14 protein-coding genes and 1 tRNA gene are annotated in these 16,694 nt (G+C 43.6%); 10 read left to right on the plus strand and 5 right to left on the minus strand.

Annotated elements, in window-relative coordinates; genetic code table 11:
• The first annotated feature begins 1 nt into the window (after position 1).
• Both ACN6MV_RS10330 and ACN6MV_RS10335 read left to right on the plus strand, forming a co-directional pair.
• On the plus strand, positions 2-1,447 hold the full coding sequence (locus ACN6MV_RS10330; RefSeq protein ID WP_375102531.1) for a DEAD/DEAH box helicase: 1,446 nt from the start codon (positions 2-4) through the stop codon (positions 1,445-1,447).
• 179 nt (positions 1,448-1,626) lie between these two features.
• Positions 1,627-2,061 carry a hypothetical protein gene (locus ACN6MV_RS10335; protein ID WP_419886295.1) on the plus strand — a complete coding sequence of 145 codons (435 nt, stop codon included), beginning with the start codon at positions 1,627-1,629 and terminating at the stop codon, positions 2,059-2,061.
• Between the two features lie 457 nt (positions 2,062-2,518).
• Here ACN6MV_RS10335 and ACN6MV_RS10340 read toward each other — a convergent pair whose 3' ends face one another.
• Complete coding sequence (locus ACN6MV_RS10340) at positions 2,519-4,234, minus strand: ABC transporter ATP-binding protein (RefSeq protein ID WP_419886296.1); 1,716 nt, start codon at positions 4,232-4,234, stop codon at positions 2,519-2,521.
• Between the two features lie 268 nt (positions 4,235-4,502).
• Here ACN6MV_RS10340 and ACN6MV_RS10345 point away from each other — a divergent pair, with 268 nt between their 5' ends.
• A complete protein-coding gene (locus tag ACN6MV_RS10345; RefSeq protein ID WP_081389908.1) occupies positions 4,503-5,726 on the plus strand; it encodes a CynX/NimT family MFS transporter in 1,224 nt (407 codons plus the stop codon).
• Between the two features lie 93 nt (positions 5,727-5,819).
• Here the strand turns inward: ACN6MV_RS10345 and ACN6MV_RS10350 are convergent, their stop codons facing one another.
• On the minus strand, positions 5,820-6,581 hold the full coding sequence (locus ACN6MV_RS10350) for a class I SAM-dependent methyltransferase (RefSeq protein WP_076120058.1): 762 nt from the start codon (positions 6,579-6,581) through the stop codon (positions 5,820-5,822).
• 253 nt (positions 6,582-6,834) lie between these two features.
• Between ACN6MV_RS10350 and ACN6MV_RS10355 the strand changes: the two genes are divergently transcribed.
• The 5 genes from ACN6MV_RS10355 to ACN6MV_RS10375 all read left to right on the plus strand — a co-directional run bounded on the left by ACN6MV_RS10355 (position 6,835) and on the right by ACN6MV_RS10375 (position 12,074).
• Positions 6,835-6,918: transfer RNA gene (locus tag ACN6MV_RS10355), tRNA-Leu, on the plus strand.
• 461 nt (positions 6,919-7,379) lie between these two features.
• Positions 7,380-7,709: a PadR family transcriptional regulator gene (locus tag ACN6MV_RS10360; protein WP_042126232.1), complete on the plus strand. Its 330-nt coding sequence runs from the start codon at positions 7,380-7,382 to the stop codon at positions 7,707-7,709.
• A complete protein-coding gene (locus ACN6MV_RS10365) occupies positions 7,706-8,263 on the plus strand; it encodes a DUF2812 domain-containing protein (RefSeq protein ID WP_042126233.1) in 558 nt (185 codons plus the stop codon). The genes ACN6MV_RS10360 and ACN6MV_RS10365 overlap by 4 nt, the downstream gene beginning before the upstream one ends.
• Positions 8,264-8,485: 222 nt before the next feature.
• Positions 8,486-11,575, plus strand: a complete 3,090-nt coding sequence (locus tag ACN6MV_RS10370) for a PAS domain S-box protein (RefSeq protein WP_419886297.1) — start codon at positions 8,486-8,488, stop codon at positions 11,573-11,575.
• 16 nt (positions 11,576-11,591) lie between these two features.
• The gene (locus ACN6MV_RS10375) at positions 11,592-12,074 is read left to right on the plus strand and encodes a NusG domain II-containing protein (protein WP_231574127.1); all 483 of its coding nucleotides are present in this window, start codon (positions 11,592-11,594) and stop codon (positions 12,072-12,074) included.
• Here the strand turns inward: ACN6MV_RS10375 and ACN6MV_RS10380 are convergent.
• The 3 genes from ACN6MV_RS10380 to ACN6MV_RS10390 are packed head-to-tail and all read right to left on the minus strand — an operon-like array spanning position 12,071 to position 14,991.
• Positions 12,071-12,943 (minus strand): TIGR03943 family putative permease subunit, encoded by an 873-nt coding sequence (locus ACN6MV_RS10380; RefSeq protein ID WP_042126236.1) that lies wholly within the window; start codon positions 12,941-12,943, stop codon positions 12,071-12,073. The two genes, ACN6MV_RS10375 and ACN6MV_RS10380, sit on opposite strands and share 4 nt — an antisense overlap.
• Positions 12,944-12,976: 33 nt before the next feature.
• Positions 12,977-13,987 (minus strand): permease, encoded by a 1,011-nt coding sequence (locus ACN6MV_RS10385; protein ID WP_419886298.1) that lies wholly within the window; start codon positions 13,985-13,987, stop codon positions 12,977-12,979.
• Positions 13,963-14,991 carry a CobW family GTP-binding protein gene (locus tag ACN6MV_RS10390; protein ID WP_042126239.1) on the minus strand — a complete coding sequence of 343 codons (1,029 nt, stop codon included), beginning with the start codon at positions 14,989-14,991 and terminating at the stop codon, positions 13,963-13,965. The genes ACN6MV_RS10385 and ACN6MV_RS10390 overlap by 25 nt, the downstream gene beginning before the upstream one ends.
• Before the next feature lie 203 nt (positions 14,992-15,194).
• Between ACN6MV_RS10390 and rpmG the strand changes: the two genes are divergently transcribed.
• Both rpmG and ACN6MV_RS10400 read left to right on the plus strand, forming a co-directional pair.
• On the plus strand, positions 15,195-15,344 hold the full coding sequence (gene rpmG, locus ACN6MV_RS10395) for a 50S ribosomal protein L33 (protein WP_076098468.1): 150 nt from the start codon (positions 15,195-15,197) through the stop codon (positions 15,342-15,344).
• 50 nt (positions 15,345-15,394) lie between these two features.
• A complete protein-coding gene (locus ACN6MV_RS10400; RefSeq protein WP_419886299.1) occupies positions 15,395-16,603 on the plus strand; it encodes a GTP-binding protein in 1,209 nt (402 codons plus the stop codon).
• Positions 16,604-16,694 lie beyond the last annotated feature (91 nt).

The raw sequence follows: 16,694 nt of genomic DNA on the forward strand, positions 1-16,694 counted from the left end.
GATGAGTGAATTGCAATTTAGAGATTATGAGTTAAACGAAGACATTATTAAAGCGCTGGATGTCCTAAAATATGAGACGCCAACAGAAGTTCAAAGCAAAGTGATCCCTGTAGCTCTTCAGCAAAAGGATCTGATCGTTAAATCGCAAACGGGTAGTGGAAAGACGGCAGCTTACGGAATCCCGGTCTGTGATTTGGTGGATTGGGTGGAGAATAAGCCGCAGGCTTTGATTCTAACGCCTACTCGGGAGCTTGCCATGCAAGTGAAAGAGGATATCACCAACATTGGACGATTTAAACGGGTTAAGGCCGTGGCTCTTTTCGGTAAGCAGCCTTTTGCTCCACAAAAAATTGAACTTACCCAAAAAACACATGTTGTCGTAGGGACGCCTGGACGTGTGTTCGACCATATTGAAAGAGGTACGCTTCCGCTAAATCGGATCAAGTATTTGATCATCGACGAAGCAGACGAAATGCTGAGCATGGGGTTCATTGAGCAGATCGAAAAGATCATCAAGCAGCTGCCCCAAGAACGAGTGACTTGTGTTTTCTCCGCTACATTACCGGAAGTGATTAAGAATTTGTGCCGGAAATATATGAGCGATCCAACGGAAATTGAGATTCAAGCAAGTGGAATTACAACCGCTACAATTGAACATGCGTTGATCGAAGTGAGACAAGCTGCCAAATTCTCGCTGTTGAGCGATATTATTACGGTGGAGAATCCGGACAGCTGTATTATTTTTTGCCGTACACAAGAACAGGTGAATGCGGTATTTAGAGGGTTGGCTGATCTGGAATATCCTTGTGATAAGATCCACGGGGGGATGGAGCAGGACGAGCGTTTTGAGGTCATGAATGCTTTTAAAAGAGGGCAGTTCCGTTATCTAATCGCTACAGATGTGGCGGCTAGAGGTATTGATATCGAGAACATCACTCACGTGATTAATTACGATATTCCGCTGGAAAAAGAAAGCTACGTGCACCGTACAGGCAGAACGGCTCGTGCAGGTAAGACAGGTAAAGCAATCACTTTCGTCACTCCGAATGAGCAAAAATGGGTGAAGGAAATCGAAGGCTATATTGGCTTCAGCCTCCCACCTATGAAAGCTCCTTCGGATGATGCCGTTGCTTACGCGAAGGAAGCGTTTGAGCAGAAGATTAACAAGCAGCCTGTCCGCAAGAAGGACAAAAGCGAGAGCTTGAACAAAGAGATCATGAAGCTGTACTTCAACGGCGGCAAGAAAAAGAAGCTAAGAGCCGTGGACTTTGTCGGCACAATCGCGAAGCTTGAGGGTATAACTGCAGAAGATATCGGTATAATCTCGATTCAGGACAATGTGACCTACGTGGATATTTTGAACGGTAAAGGTGCAATGGTATTGCAAGCAATGAGAGAGACGACCGTGAAGGGTAAGCAGCTTAAAGTGCATATTGCGAAGAAATAAGTACGTGAATAGCGATTTATCGCGGATCACCATTCATAAGTGCCGCTATTGAGGCGGTTTATATTAAGAGGGAGTCGTGTTCTTTACGCGGCTCCTTCTTTCTTTATTTTTTAACATATTCAAAATAGAGGATTAATCTATCGGTATTCAGAACTGTTACTAAATTAAGAGGTGATATAGTGAAAAGTGAATTTAAGAACGTTAGAATTCCAGCGATTCTGCAAGTTCTAATGGTTGTATTTTTGCATTTTATAACTATCTATTTTTTGAAGCTGAATACTGAGGAATGGAATGAAGAAATGGTAAGGCAGATGTTCTTAATGTATTCAGCACCAATATTTCTTACATATATGTCTTGCAAGATGGCTTTAAAGACGAGGAAGCTTAGGTACAACATTGCATGGTTAGTCATCAGTACTTTACCTAGTATGAGAATTCTATTATATTTAAAAGAATACCAAGGGAAAAAATCTGGGAATCCTGGATTCGTTGAATTTGATTTTCCTCAGATAGAGCTTAGCTATCTTTTTCCTGTAAGCTACTTGGGTATCCAATTGATACTAATAATATTATTGTTGGTAATGATATTATCGAAGGAAAATATATGTACATAAAATATGGAAATGCGATTTGGGCATAAATGAAACTAGGTTGTGTTTGAGTGAGTGTTTAGATTTGTATTGTCTTTGATATTAGGGAATTCTTCCCTAATAATTGCTGATTTTCAGTGGATTTTACGCTTTTTAGGGAATTTCTCCCTATAAATCACCTGAAATCCACTATTATGAGCAAATGGGGTGAATTTAAGGGGAGGAATTCCCTAATTGTTAAATTTGGGGCTGTATTATCGATGAAATTGGGGAGAAACTCCCTAATTCTATACTCACGTTTCCAAAAGATCACTACTTCATTGGACCATTATTCCCTACCACTCTCTAGCCCCATCACTCCCTAACTTCCGGGATGCCCAATTTAGCCTCTCATGCTGGAACAAATAAAAAGCAAGCCTAGTCGCCAATAACGTGGAGACTAGGCTTGCTTCATTTAGCTAGGGAACTAGATATAACATCCCTAGGCGTTATATTGCGCCTGATGCAGACGGCTGTATATGCCACCTGCTTGGACTAACTCTTCATGGCGGCCTTGCTCGGCGATGCCTTCTTCATTCACGACCATGATCCGGTCGGCGTTCTTTATGGTCGTCAATCGGTGGGCGATGACGAGTGTGGTTCTGCCCACGGACAGATCCGCCAGCGATTGCTGAATCGCTGCTTCCGTTTCAGTGTCAAGCGCAGAAGTAGCTTCATCCAGAATCAGAATCGGTGGATTCTTCAGGAACATGCGGGCGATCGCTAGGCGCTGCTTCTGTCCGCCGGACAGCTTCACACCACGCTCTCCGATCACCGTATCCATGCCTTCTGGCAGATTCTGAATGAGATCCTCCAGATGGGCACGCCGAGCTGCTTCCCAGATTTCAGGCAGCTTCGCATCGAGCTTTCCGTAAGCGATATTCTCGCGAATCGTACCAGAGAACAAGAACACATCCTGCTGCACAATCCCGATCTGCTTACGCAATGACTCCAGCTTCATGTCACGGATATCGATGCCATCAATGGTGATAGCTCCACCTGTAACATCATAGAAACGAGGGAGCAGGCTGCAAATAGTGGTTTTGCCGGCACCAGAAGGTCCGACAAAGGCAATCGTTTCGCCAGCCTTTACTTGCAAACTAATATTTTGCAGAACCGGACGGTCCTCGTCGTATCCGAAAAAGACATCCTGGAACGTGATATCTCCGCGCAAAGTACTTACCTCAACTGCATCTGGCTTGTCGCTGATATCAGGTTCCGTGTCGATAATCTCAAGATAACGTTTAAAGCCGGCTATTCCTTTTGGATAACTCTCGATAACGGCATTAATCTTCTCGATGGGACGGAAGAAGACATTGGATAATAGAATAAATGCTACAAATTCACCGATTTGGAGCTCGCCATTGATGAAGAACCACGCCCCGCTGATCATCACAAGGATCGTAATAAGGCGGGTCATCATATAGCTGACGGACAAGCTTTTGGCCATAATTTTATAAGCGAGAAGCTTAGTTTTACGGAACATTTGATTATCTACTGCGAATAGCTCTTGTTCATGCTGCTCATTGGCAAATGATTGCACAACCCGGATTCCGCCGACATTATCTTCGATACGGGCATTGAAACTACCTACATTTCCAAAAAGCTGGCGGTAGGTGGAAGTCATGTTACGTCCGAAGTAGATGATCACCCAAGCCATAATTGGAACGATAATAAAAGTAATAATTGCTAGCTTCAGATTAATATCAGCCATTAGGATGAAGGCTCCAACGAGTGTCATGATGGCGATAAACACATCCTCAGGACCGTGATGCGCCACTTCGCCGATATCATTTAAGTCGTTGGTGATACGTCCGATTAGGTGACCTGTTTTATTATTATCGAAGAATCGGAAGGATAGTTTCTGGGTGTGATCAAACATTTTTTTACGCATATCGGTTTCGATGTTAATACCAAGCATGTGACCCCAGTAAGTAACGACATACTGCATCACCGTATTCAAGGCGTAAATAGCTAGAAGTGCGACACAAGCAATAAGAATAAGCGGCCAATCTTGACCCGGGAGCAAATCATCAATAAATTTATTGACAGCTACCGGGAAAGCTAGTTCTAACAGACCTGCAAAAACAGCGCAGGAGAAGTCCAATATAAATAGTTTTTTATATGGACGATAGTAGGAAAAAAACCTTTGAAGCATTCTGTTCACTCTTTTCTATAAAATTATGTATGAGTTCTATTGAAATTGATTCTCAATTGTCCTGATTATATGGATACTAAAGATGTCGTTCGGTTTTGTCAATAATTTGGATATAAAATTACTTAAGGGTTGTAACTTTTATAATAATAGTGGAAGATAGTTCTTAATGCCATGTAATAAATATTTTTATATTTCTAGCTTAGTCACTTACCGTCCTTATAGGGAGGTATAAGATGGTTATGCTTGTTGTAATTTAGGAGGATACAGGATGAAAGCATCACAACGAGAAGGAATTATTCAGAATAAAGGCTTAACGGATACCAAATATGATCGCTGGCTGCTAGTGCTGGGAATTGTTTTTATCGCAGCGGCACTTAGAGCGCCTTTTACATCTGTCGGTCCATTGGTTCAAATGATTCAGGATGATTTAGGCTTATCGAATACTTCAGCAGGAGCTATTACCACTCTACCATTGTTGGCTTTTGCCATCTTGTCCCCGTTTGCTCCAAAGCTAGCCCGTCGCTTCGGTTTGGCTAATGTGTTAGTAATTGCCATGGTTATGCTGGCTATGGGGATTTTAATCCGGTCGGGATCTGGAGTAGGTCTGTTGTTCACAGGTACGGCAATACTCGGGCTATCTATTGCAGTATGTAATGTGTTGCTTCCGGGGCTTATTAAAGGGAAGTTTCCCCACAAAATCGGATTAATGACAGGTGTCTATACCGTATCTATGAATTTATGCGCAGCAGTCGCTTCAGGAATTAGTGTCCCGCTAGCCAGTAATACTGGATTTGGCTGGAGAGGGACTTTGGCCATATGGTTTATGATTGCTGCGCTAGCAACGTTGTTCTGGATTCCGCAAATGCGCAAGCTCGATCAAGGGACTGGCGCGAGTAATTCGGTCTCAAGTGGTAATATGTGGCGTTCTTCGCTGGCTTGGAAAGTAACGATTTTTATGGGCTTACAGTCACTGCTCTATTATGTCTTTATTGCTTGGTTTTCTGTTCTCCTTGGGGAGCGAGGGATGTCATCAAGCCATGCAGGCTGGTTACTATCACTGATGCAAATGGCGCAGCTGCCGTTTACTTTCTTCGTGCCGCTGTGGGCAGGTCGGATGAAGAATCAACGTATTCTAGTAATAATCACTGCTGTTCTGTATTTCATCGGAATAGGTGGGATCTGGCTGGGTAGCAGTGCCTTAATGGCTGTATGGGCGATATGCTTTGGTATTGCCGGAGGTTTTTCCTTCGGTCTTGTGATGATGTTCTTCAGTCTACGGACCAGAAGTACTCGAGAAGCAGCGGAGCTGTCAGGAATGGCTCAATCTGTAGGTTATGTACTTGCTGCCATGGGACCGGCCTTATTCGGATGGCTGCATGATGTGACGAATAGCTGGACGATGCCGCTGATTTTATTGCTTGCTGCAAGCGTAGTGCTCCTGGTTGTCGGACTTGGCGCTGGTAGCGATCGATATGTGGGAGATAGAAGATAATCATTTATTGAAATTTTAAAAAGAGTGCATTGGCGCGGAAGCTGCGTCAGTACACTCTTTTTTTTTGTGACATAGGAAAAATCGCATTCAGTGTTAGACTCGTTTGTAAGCGACAACCCGGATTCTGCGATAATCCATCACCCAGCGGTTATCCTGAAATAACGTTGGCTTCAGTTTCTGTTCCATATAAGAGAGGACTTCTTCTCGTTCAGGGGGTGTGAGGACACTTAGGATTCCATTAGCAAAAGTGTTCAACCAGCGATGGAACCCTTGCTCTCCAGCCTCTAGTGGTGTTGGACGGTCGAAACAAAGGGCGAGGTCTACAGTTAGCCCATGCTGTTCTAGTAGTGTTGTGTATTGTCCGATACTTGGAAAGTACCAAGGCAGCTGAAGCTTACCGCTACACCCTATAGCGGCAAAAGCGTTTGGAAGTTCAGTGACGATGGAAGCGATATTGCCCAGCCCTCCGAACTCAGCGACAAAACGTCCGCCTATTCGTAAGCAAGCAGCGATTGAAGCGGCAGCTCCGTTCGCGTCGGTTAACCAGTGTAGAGCAGCATTGCTGAACACAGCATCGACTGGCTGTTCCGCGACATAGCTTTGCCCATCTGCTAAAATGAATCTTAGCTGGGGATGCTTGTCACGGGCAGTCTGAATCATTTCAGCAGAGGCATCAATTCCTGTTACAGTGGCGCCGCTAGCAGCAATGGTTACCGCTAAGTCGCCAGTTCCGCAACCCCAATCTATGATCTGCTCGCCAAGCTGGGGGCGCAAAAGCTCAATCAAAGATGCCCCAAACCTAGACACAAAGGCCATGTCAGTATCGTAGGTTCCGGTGTTCCACTGCTGGTTCATACGTATTCATCCTTTCTGGTTTAGTTTGACACTTTTGATGCGCTAGATTCTTTAATTATGTTGTACCATACTGACAACTTATAAGTGAAATATATAAAGTAAATAACACTGATTGGTTATTCCTATAGTGATGTGTTTCAATTTAACGTACTATCAGTCGTATTACACAATACATAAATAAATATATTGCTTTTTATCTAAAAAAGGAGTATAGTCTTAAATACGGTGATTATTTCACTGGTGTACATAATGTGCGGTCGTGGCGGAATTGGCAGACGCGCACGGTTCAGGTCCGTGTGGTAGCAATATCGTGGAGGTTCGAGTCCTCTCGACCGCATCACCAAATAGGCTTATACAATTGCTCTTGGGCAGTTGTATAAGCCTATTTTTATTTCTGAAGTTACGGACCGTATCGCTCTTATTGGCCTTCAACTGCGTATAAAAGGAGTACATTTGGATGAATAGCTGCAACTGGGTCCGAATGTATGTGGAAACCCTCTGTTTTTAGCAAATAGAGGCTTCTCAGTCCGCTACACCCCATGCGAAGTAGAAGGAATAGATTTAATTAGATGGAGTAGATCCAAGTTGATGGAATTGCATCTAGTCTCCCCAGCTAAACAAATAAAGGGAACGATAATGAAGCGTCTATAGCATATGCCGTAGGCGTTTTTTTGCGGTCATAATCTTAACGAAATACATAAAATGGGTATTTTTGTATTGACAATTATATCGGCTTCCGTAATAATGGTATTACGGTAAACGATATATCGCTAACAGTAATAGAATGGAGATGGAATCATGCCTGAAAGCTCAGAAAGAGGAGCCTTAACGGAAGCAGTGTTTTACATTTTATTGTCTCTATATACCGCAATGCACGGATACGCGATTATGCAGAATGTGAAGGATTTAAGTAATGGTCGAGTGGATCTCGGAGCGGGCACTTTATACGGAGCTATCAACACCCTGCTGGAGAAAAACTGGATAAGATCTGTGGAAGGGGAAGAGGGCTCCCGAAGAAAGGAGTACGAAATTACGGAATTAGGGAAGACGGTGATTCAGGGGGAGCTTATCCGGTTGGAAGAGCTGATTGCCAATGGGAAGAGAATAGCTGGAGGTGAGTCCAAATGATACATGTGGTTCGCAAAATGTTTTGGGATTTTGAGAAGGAAGAACAGTGGCTGAATGAAATATCTGCCAAAGGGCTGGCCCTTACAAACTACACATGGTGCAAATATGTGTTTACTGAAACGCCTAAGAATGAGTATACGTATAGGATTGAGCTTTTAGATAATGTGCCTACTCATCCGGAGAGCATCGCTTACATCAGGTTTTTAGAGGAGAATGGAGTAGAATGTGTTAGCAGCTTTGGACGTTGGATCTATCTTAGAAAGAAGTCTTCTGAAGGTGCTTTTGATATTTACACGGATCTGGAATCCAAAATAAAACACTTTAAGCGAATTAACACGCTATGGAATTCTGTTATATGGTTAGAGTTCATTCTTGGTTTAGCGAACATTCTCATTGGGCTAACGAATTATTTCACTTCATCCAGCAGCATTAGTTTGGTAAATGTTATTCTAGGCGGGCTTTTAATTCTTTTAGGACTTGTTTTTTTAAGAGCTGGCGCACCTATCCGTAAGAAAATTAAAAAGCTTCAACAAGAGAATTTAATAAGAGAATAGTCCTTATTCTTGTGATATGTATAAACAGCAGGTTTCCTGATTACTCGGGACTTGTTGTTTATTTTTTTTGTCTATGACGATAACGCGCAATCTCATTGCTTTTCACCGGCCTATCATTTAGGACTCAGCTATCAAGCTTAATTACCGAAAAAAAGGTATACTGGAATAGATTACGAAATTGTAATAAAGTTTGTCCCCATCTCAAAAGAGGAGGCTGCACAGGTGTCTGAATTTCTTTTTAAGCAACTATACTTACGGTCTTCTATAGGGGTTGCTGTAGTCTCTCCCAAGGAAGGGACCTTGATTCAATCCAATCCAGCACTTTGCCATATGCTTGGTTACTCTGAAGAAGAGCTTTTGAATCTACATTATTTAGATCTAATTTATCCAGACGATAAGACTAATGATGATCATAACGTTATCCTGAACAAGCTCTTAGCAGATCCTGGGACCGCAATTGAGTTAGAAAGACGGTTCTTATGTAAGGGTGGCGAGATGATCTGGGTAGCACAACATATATTTCTAATTCTTAAGGAGAATGCTAGTGAACCTCTTGTCATGATTTCGGAACTAACGGATATCACAGACCGAAGGCTTGCCGAAGATAAGATTCAGAAAGATCAGCATTTATATAATTTGATCACCCAAAATACACCGGATATGATTTCTTTTGGCGACCCTGACGGTACGTTGCACTACGTGTCTCCTTCAGTAGAGTTGCTGCTAGGATATCCGGCACATGAAATGATTGGTACAAAAAGACCGGAGTATTATCACGTAGATGATGCCTTAGAGATGACTCAACACGGAAAGCTCTATTCTGATACGGATGTGTATACACGTAGAGCCCGGCATAAGGACGGACATTATTTGTGGATCGAGAGCAGTTCGCAGGTAGTTCGTGATGAGCAGGGGGAAATCAAGCAGATTTTAACCATCGGCCGCGATATTACACAGCGTAAGAAATATGAGGATATGCTGGCGAAAGCCCAATATCTTGCGAAAATGGGATCTTGGGAATGGGATGCGACAAAAGCACGATTGACGGTTTCTAGAGAGATGCGCAATATTTTTGGTTTTTCACTGGATGACAGCATTCATTCCTATTTTGATTATAAACGTGTCCTTTCCTGCATTGAGCCAAATGATTTAATCATACTTAAAAAGCTAGTTCGTCATTCTTTAGCCATTGGAACGAATGCTGAAGCTATGGTTCGAATTAAGAGTGCGGATGGAATATTAAAGTTTTTGGATGTGCACTGGGAAGTGATTAAGGATGAAGAAGGAAGAGTGCTACAGATCAGCGGGATTGCCCAGGATGTGACTGAACGTCATCGAATGGAGGAACAGATGCGTGATAGTGAGCAGAATTATCGACTCCTGTCGGAAAATTCAATGGATTTTATTTCACGAAATACAGCGGACGGACACCTCACCTATCTGTATGCATCACCGATTTGCCAGACGATGTTTGGGTATACACCGGAAGAAATGTACGAAACCAGAGGTATAGATTACATACATCCTGAGGACAAGGAGAAGGTAGTATCCTATCTTAACAGTTGTATGGAAGGCAAAAAGCTCGAACCTGTATCCTTCCGGTTTCTGTGCAAAGATGGGACCTACATTTGGACGGAGACAACACTACGCTATATTTACTCGGAAACCTTTGGAGGACAAGAACTGGTGTGTGTAACCCGGGACATTGCGGAACGGGCGCGGCATTTTGAAGAAATAGAGAAGTTAAGTAACGAGCATGCTCTAATATTGAATTCGGTATCTGAAGGTATATTTGGCATGAACCTTGAAGGTGATACGATGTTCATCAACCCTGCGGCGATTACTATGCTGGGATATGATCCAACGGAATGGATGAACAGCAAATTCCATGCGATTCATCAGACTTGGCTGGATAATGAGCCTTTTTTAGGCATTCAGAAGACACTGATACCTTCGCATTTCAATAATCTCTCTTTCGAAGAGAAGGAGGGTGTATTTTGGAGGCGGGATGGCTCCAGCTTTTTGGTCAGATATCGCATGACACCACTTTTTGATGGCGAAGAGCGAATCGGTGCTGTAGTCGTTTTTCGAGATATTACCGAAGAAAAGGAGATTGTGCGAGCGAAGGAGTCTGCTGAGGAAGCAGATCGGGCGAAATCGGAGTTTCTAGCGATCATGAGTCATGAGCTGCGTACACCGATGAACGGTATTATCGGAATGGCCGACTTACTTTCGGGTACAGAGCTGGATGAAGAGCAGAGCTACTACACACAAATCATTAACAGTAGCGGGGAAGCATTGCTTCATATTTTGAATGAAGTACTCGATTTCAGCAAAATCGAAGCAGGCATGATGACATTAGAACTACAAATGGTGGATTTGCGTGAAGTGATACAGAATGTTAGCGAGCTATTTTATCCGAAGGTCAAAGAGAAAGGCTTATTATTGTCTATCGATATTGCAGCTGATCTTCCATTTGTCATTGTGACGGATGAGTCGAGATTACGCCAAATCCTCGTAAACCTGGTTGGGAATGCGGTGAAATTTACGGAAAATGGTGAAATCAGTATTTCTGCCAGTCTGGAAGCTTCGCAAAAATCAGGAAATATTATTGTTAAATTCATGGTTAAAGACACGGGGCTGGGGATTCCAGTTGCCAGTCAAGGGTTATTGTTTCAATCGTTCTCGCAATTGCATCCTTCCATCAATCGTAAATACGGCGGAACCGGACTTGGATTAGCCATTAGCAAAAAGCTGGTGGAGCTGCTCGGAGGAACAATTGGTGTAAGAAGTTGTGAGGAGCATGGCTCAGAGTTCTATTTCACGGTGGAGGTCTCATTGCCGAAAGAGGAATGGAATCAGAAGGTTGCACTTTACCCTTCGGCGGATGTAGGCAAAAGCGATAACCCTAAAGCCAAAGGGGATGTTAAGGGGGAATATGGACCCATGTCCATTCTCATCGCTGAAGATCATCCAGTGAATCAGCAACTGATGCAGGCTTATCTAAAGAAGAGGGGATATGTACCAGACATTGCAATCAATGGCGAGGAAGCGGTTCGCGCTGTGCTGACCAAGGATTATGATCTCATATTTATGGATGTTCAGATGCCGATTATGGATGGGATCGAGGCAACAGGGATTATACGCGAGAAGCTGGGGCTGTATCCAATTATTATTGCTGCGACTGCCTTTGCTAGAAATGAAGATAAAGAGATGTGTTTGAGTGCCGGAATGCAGGATTTCATCTCCAAGCCTATTTCAATCAAGGAGCTCGACAGGGTATTAAAAGATTGGTCTACACGGATTCGCTAAAGGATGAGGAGTATCATTGACAAAGAGGCGTATGATTTATATATTTGTAATCGTAATTATTACGCATATCAATGTCGATGAAAGGATCCATACCTTGTTAAAAATGAAGCGTGGCGATTTTGTAATTATTTTTATAGCGCTGTTAGCAGCCGGTTTAATTTACGGAATCAAGTGGTGGGACACCCGCAATGAGCAGTATCAACAAGGAGATTTGAAAGCTATAATTACGGTCGATGGCAAAGAATACAAAACCGTTTCTTTGACTAAGGAAGAGCAAATTATAGATATTCAAACAAAGTTCGGTCACAATACCTTAAAGGTATTTGATTACGGGATCCAAATGACGTATTCTGATGCGCCTCTGCGAATCGCTTTAGAAATGGGGTTTATTTCTAGACCGAAGCAGCAAATCATCTGTATTCCAGCTCGTATAATGGTTGAAGTATTTAACCCTAACCGGTCTGAGAATGATGAAGATGAGCTGGATGCCATTATTTAGTAAGGCTTAACAGAACTCTGTAGGTCTTTCCATGTGGCTATGGAGTCAGCGCTCGTGTAAATGTAAGGTGTTGTTGGTTGCGCGATCGGTGTAATGCTTTCTGCACGAATTTGCATTATTTCTTGGCCCTTGTATTGCACAACTTGAAGCTTGCCCCGAACCTCTATCCAGGTATCAGTGGGCAAGCTTTTTAGTTTGCCGGAATCAACCAGCATCCCAAATGGAGTGGCATCAGCGGTACAGCACTGGACCAGAAATCTGCCAATGGCAAAAGCACTCTCTGGCGTTTCACTGTCATCGCGATACAGAAACCCGGAAACGGAAATTTCTTTGCCTTCAAATTGCTCTTTATACATGTCAATAGCACCAAGTGTTTCAGAAAAAATTGCAGGGTAAACAGGGATAGTAGGCTGTACATAAAGAATCTTGGCCAGCTCTGTGAGCTCTTCGTGATAGGGATCAATTGATTCGAATCTAGCGACATTGTTAGTATCGGAGGGCGATGAGGTTAAAGTTATCCCTTTTTTGCTAGCAGCCATACTTCCCAAGGCTCGGTCAGGAAGTGCAAATCCAAGCAACAGCGGAAAAAGAAATAATCCATAAAGCGCTGTACTTTTAAATATGGAATGCGGGAGGCGATGCTCGCAGTCGCATAGAACACTGCCTTTACCAAATAAGGCCTGAATGGCCAAGCTAAGTGCCATAAGTGTCAAAGGAATCGGACATAATTGAACCCAGCGTGCCAGTTTGGGCGCTACATAATAATGCAAAGCGTCTTGCTGCACTAAATGCCCAATATAGAGAGCAAACGCGAGCAGAATGACCGCCCTTAACAAATAGTGAAATCGGATGCTTCGAGAGTCATTCATGCTCTTCCTCCTATCAGTGCGGAATTTCTATGATTACAGCCATAAGGACATGATTACAGCCCCGATAAATACGCTCGAAAAGATAAGAAAGAACAAATAAAGGGCGAATTTGGTCTTGAACAGGGAGAGTAACATCAATGAATTTTTGAAATCCAGCATCGGCCCGAACACCATAAAAGCTAGCAGTGCACCTGCCGGAAAAGAATGTACAAAGGTGGAAGCAACAAAGGCATCCGAGGTGGAGCAGAGTGAAAGCACAAATGCCAGTCCCATCATGAAAAAATAAGACCCTAGCGGCTTATCTCCGATTGCTGCCAGACTATCTTGAACCATAAACGTTTGGATGGCCGAGGTTAGTAGACAGCCGATAATTAAGTATTTTCCCATCTCAAAAAACTCGTCCGAGGTATGAACAAAGACAGCAGCTAACTTTCCTCCACGTGAATTATTGTGATGCGTGTTATCGGTTTCGCGCTGAACACTCAGGCGTACAGGGGACTTTTTCACCGTTGCATAGATAATTAGGCCTATAATACAGGCGACAGCAAAGGCTAGACCCATCCGGGCATAGGCCAGTTCGGAGTGGTTACGAAAAGCCGTCAGAGTTGCTCCGTAGACGACAGGATTTAGGATGGGTCCGGATAGAATAAACACGATCGCCACGTAGACAGGCATCCCCTTATGGATTAGCCGGCGGACGAGAGGGATCATTCCGCATTCACATACCGGAAAAATAATTCCAAGCAGGCAAGCGAATAAAATAGCCGGCAACGCCTGCCTTGGAATCCAGCGGGAGATCATTTCATCTGGGATAAAGACTCTAAGCAGCGAGGATAATAAAGCTCCTGCTAACACAAACGGCAAAGCTTCTAGCAAAATCCCGATAAATCCGGTTTTGAACGTATCAATGTACGCGTTATCCAGAAGTTCCAGCTGATTTGGTACCCATATAAAACCAATGATGATCAAGAAGGAAATCGGTAGAAGCAGCGGCAGTAATTTTAATGGAGATAGGGTAGTCAAGGCGCGAATAAGGCGGTCCACCGATCTGCCAGCAGTTCCTCATCTAAATTAATCCCGATGAATACCACATAAGGCATTCCAGGATAACGAGACGCCTCCCAGCTCGTACGCATACCCGCATATTGGACAAGCTGTACCGGTTCCTGTTCAGATAAAAGGATATGGCCCTTGGCACGGAGCAGGTTGTCACCCCATTCTTGAAAAAAAGCCTCTAGCCGTTCTTTGGAAGGCATAGTAGTCCCTGCTTGAGGTATGGTCAGCGTGATGGCAGTCACTTGGGAAAAAGAAGCATGCTGCTCCTCCTGCACTTCTTTTACTGCGGTTCCTCCGTGCTCTGAATTCATTTGCTTCAGAGAGGCGCCTTTAAAGGTCTGGGGCGCTCGTTGCGGTGCGGGCGCGATGATTTTGCGTGGAATGATTCCTGATAATATCGGAGAAAGGTTGATCTCGCTGTAATGGGTATATACGATTTCAGCCTCTGCATTTTGTTTTCGAACACCCTTTTCTATTCGCCATAAGGTTTCAGGTTCTACAAGATCACTCTTATTAACGACAATGAGATCAGCGGTGGACAGTTGCTTGCGAAGAGTACGAACCAGTTGTTTGTCAGAAGAGAGTCTGCTGTTATATTCTAAGGCGTTTTCTGCATCCAATAAGGTAATCGTAAAATGCAATTCGACTCTTTCCTGGAGAGAGGTTTCTTGAAGTGTTTTGGCGATTTCTTCTGGGTTTGCGACACCGGTAAGCTCGATATAAATAGCATCAGGGCGCCCTCTTAACAATACCAGCAGGCTGTCTGCCAGATCCTCTTTACGGCTACAGCATACGCACCCATCCAGCAGTTTAGTCACGGTTGTACCCGTGTGCTCCTGTAGAATATATCCATCCACATCTCTCTTACCGAGCTCATTCATGACTACGCCAGGGTTCAGCCCTCTTACCTTACTCTCTTTCAGCAGGGACAACAGCAGAGTTGTCTTCCCGCTCCCCAGAAACCCGCTCAAAATAATTACTGGTATCTTCATGATCTCCACTCCTGCCTGATTCTCCTGAAATTACAAGAATCATATTTTTATAATTCCATCTATACGTGATTTGTCCATCAGAAAGACCACAAAATTAAGAGAGTTGAAATATTTACAAGACGATAGTTGACAGACTGTGAATAAAACGTGTACGATGTGTTAATCGTAATTATTACGATTTAATTAAAAAGGAGATGGAACCAATGAGAGTAATCATTACTTTAGCATGTACGGAGACAGGAGATCGCAACTATACCACTACCAAGAATAAGCGAAATCATCCAGGTCGTATGGAAATGAAGAAATATTGTCCACGCCTCAAAAGAGTTACCTTACACCGCGAAACCCGGTAAGTGCTATAAGTGCTAAATATAAATGCTAATCAATGATAGGAGTGATCTGAATGAAAAAAATCCACGTTACTGTGCTAAGTGGTTACTTAGGCTCCGGTAAAACAACGTTGTTGAATCATGTCTTGCACAACCGAGAAGGCTTGAAAGTTGCTGTTATCGTGAACGATATGAGTGAAGTGAATGTGGATGCCAATCTGGTGAAGTCCGGAAACACGCTGTCCAGAACTGAAGAGAAATTAGTGGAGATGTCTAACGGTTGTATCTGCTGCACACTCCGCGATGATTTGATTGTTGAAGTGCAAAAGCTGGCTGCTGAGGGTAGGTTTGATTATATCCTGATTGAATCTTCTGGCATTAGTGAGCCTGTGCCGGTAGCCCAGACCTTTACCTATGCGAATCCCGAGCTGGATATCGATTTAACTACGCTTGCTCAATTAGACACGATGGTTACCGTTGTGGATGCGGGCCGATTCTGGTATGACTTCTCTTCTGGTGATAGTCTGATGGATCGCAGTCAAACGGCTGGCGAAGATGATTTTCGCGATATCGTGGATTTGCTTATAGATCAGATCGAAACTTGTGATGTGTTGCTGCTTAATAAATGTGATCTGCTGGAAGAAGAAGAGCTCAACAAGCTTGAAACTGTGCTCCGTAAACTTCAGCCGACCGCCAAGCTGATCCGTACTGTTAACGGAGTGGTAGATCCGAAGGAGATTCTTAATACCGGACGGTTTGATTTTGAAAAAACAAGTTTATCTTCCGGTTGGATCACGGAGCTGAATAAGGAGTCTCATACACCTGAGACGGAGGAATACGGAATATCTTCGTTTGTCTATCGCCGGAGAACACCATTCCATCCGCAAAGATTAAGCTTGTTCTTCAGTCATTGGCCGGAAGAGGTTGTTAGGGCGAAGGGGATTGTATGGGTTGCCGCTGAAGGTGATCTTGCAGCGAGTATCAGCCAGGCTGGACCCTCGATTCAGTTCGGACCTGCCGGCTACTGGCTGGCTACAATGCCTGAGGATCAGCAGCTGGAGGTATTGGAAAGCGAACCTGAAATGAAAGCCAAGTGGGACGAGCAGTGGGGCGATCGCATGAATGAAATCGTGTTTATTGGTGTGAGTATGGATCAGGCACAAATTGAAGCCAGATTGGACAGATGTTTACTGACACTTGAAGAGCTGAAGCAGGATTGGACCAACTTTCACAATCCGCTTCCGTGGCCGGTAGAGGAGCTCCTAGCAGCTACCGAGGAATAGAATCTAAGATGAGATAGCAGGTAGGAAATCCGGAGTCAGGAGATTTAGATTCCGGATTTTTGCTGTATAATTATAGTGAAATTTGTAAAAT

Source organism: Paenibacillus sp. B-A-8 (assembly GCF_048572915.1).
GTDB lineage: Bacteria > Bacillota > Bacilli > Paenibacillales > Paenibacillaceae > Paenibacillus_AQ.

Excerpts from the sequence above, each read along its gene's own strand:
- ACN6MV_RS10400 (WP_419886299.1), top strand. The coding sequence starts at position 15,395 with ATGAAAAAAATCCACGTTACTGTGCTAAGTGGTTACTTAGGCTCCGGT.
- ACN6MV_RS10340 (WP_419886296.1), bottom strand. The coding sequence starts at position 4,234 with ATGCTTCAAAGGTTTTTTTCCTACTATCGTCCATATAAAAAACTATTT.
- ACN6MV_RS10350 (WP_076120058.1), bottom strand. The coding sequence starts at position 6,581 with ATGAACCAGCAGTGGAACACCGGAACCTACGATACTGACATGGCCTTT.
- ACN6MV_RS10345 (WP_081389908.1), top strand. The coding sequence starts at position 4,503 with ATGAAAGCATCACAACGAGAAGGAATTATTCAGAATAAAGGCTTAACG.
- ACN6MV_RS10390 (WP_042126239.1), bottom strand. The coding sequence starts at position 14,991 with ATGAAGATACCAGTAATTATTTTGAGCGGGTTTCTGGGGAGCGGGAAG.
- ACN6MV_RS10380 (WP_042126236.1), bottom strand. The coding sequence starts at position 12,943 with ATGAATGACTCTCGAAGCATCCGATTTCACTATTTGTTAAGGGCGGTC.
- ACN6MV_RS10365 (WP_042126233.1), top strand. The coding sequence starts at position 7,706 with ATGATACATGTGGTTCGCAAAATGTTTTGGGATTTTGAGAAGGAAGAA.
- rpmG (WP_076098468.1), top strand. The coding sequence starts at position 15,195 with ATGAGAGTAATCATTACTTTAGCATGTACGGAGACAGGAGATCGCAAC.
- ACN6MV_RS10360 (WP_042126232.1), top strand. The coding sequence starts at position 7,380 with ATGCCTGAAAGCTCAGAAAGAGGAGCCTTAACGGAAGCAGTGTTTTAC.
- ACN6MV_RS10330 (WP_375102531.1), top strand. The coding sequence starts at position 2 with ATGAGTGAATTGCAATTTAGAGATTATGAGTTAAACGAAGACATTATT.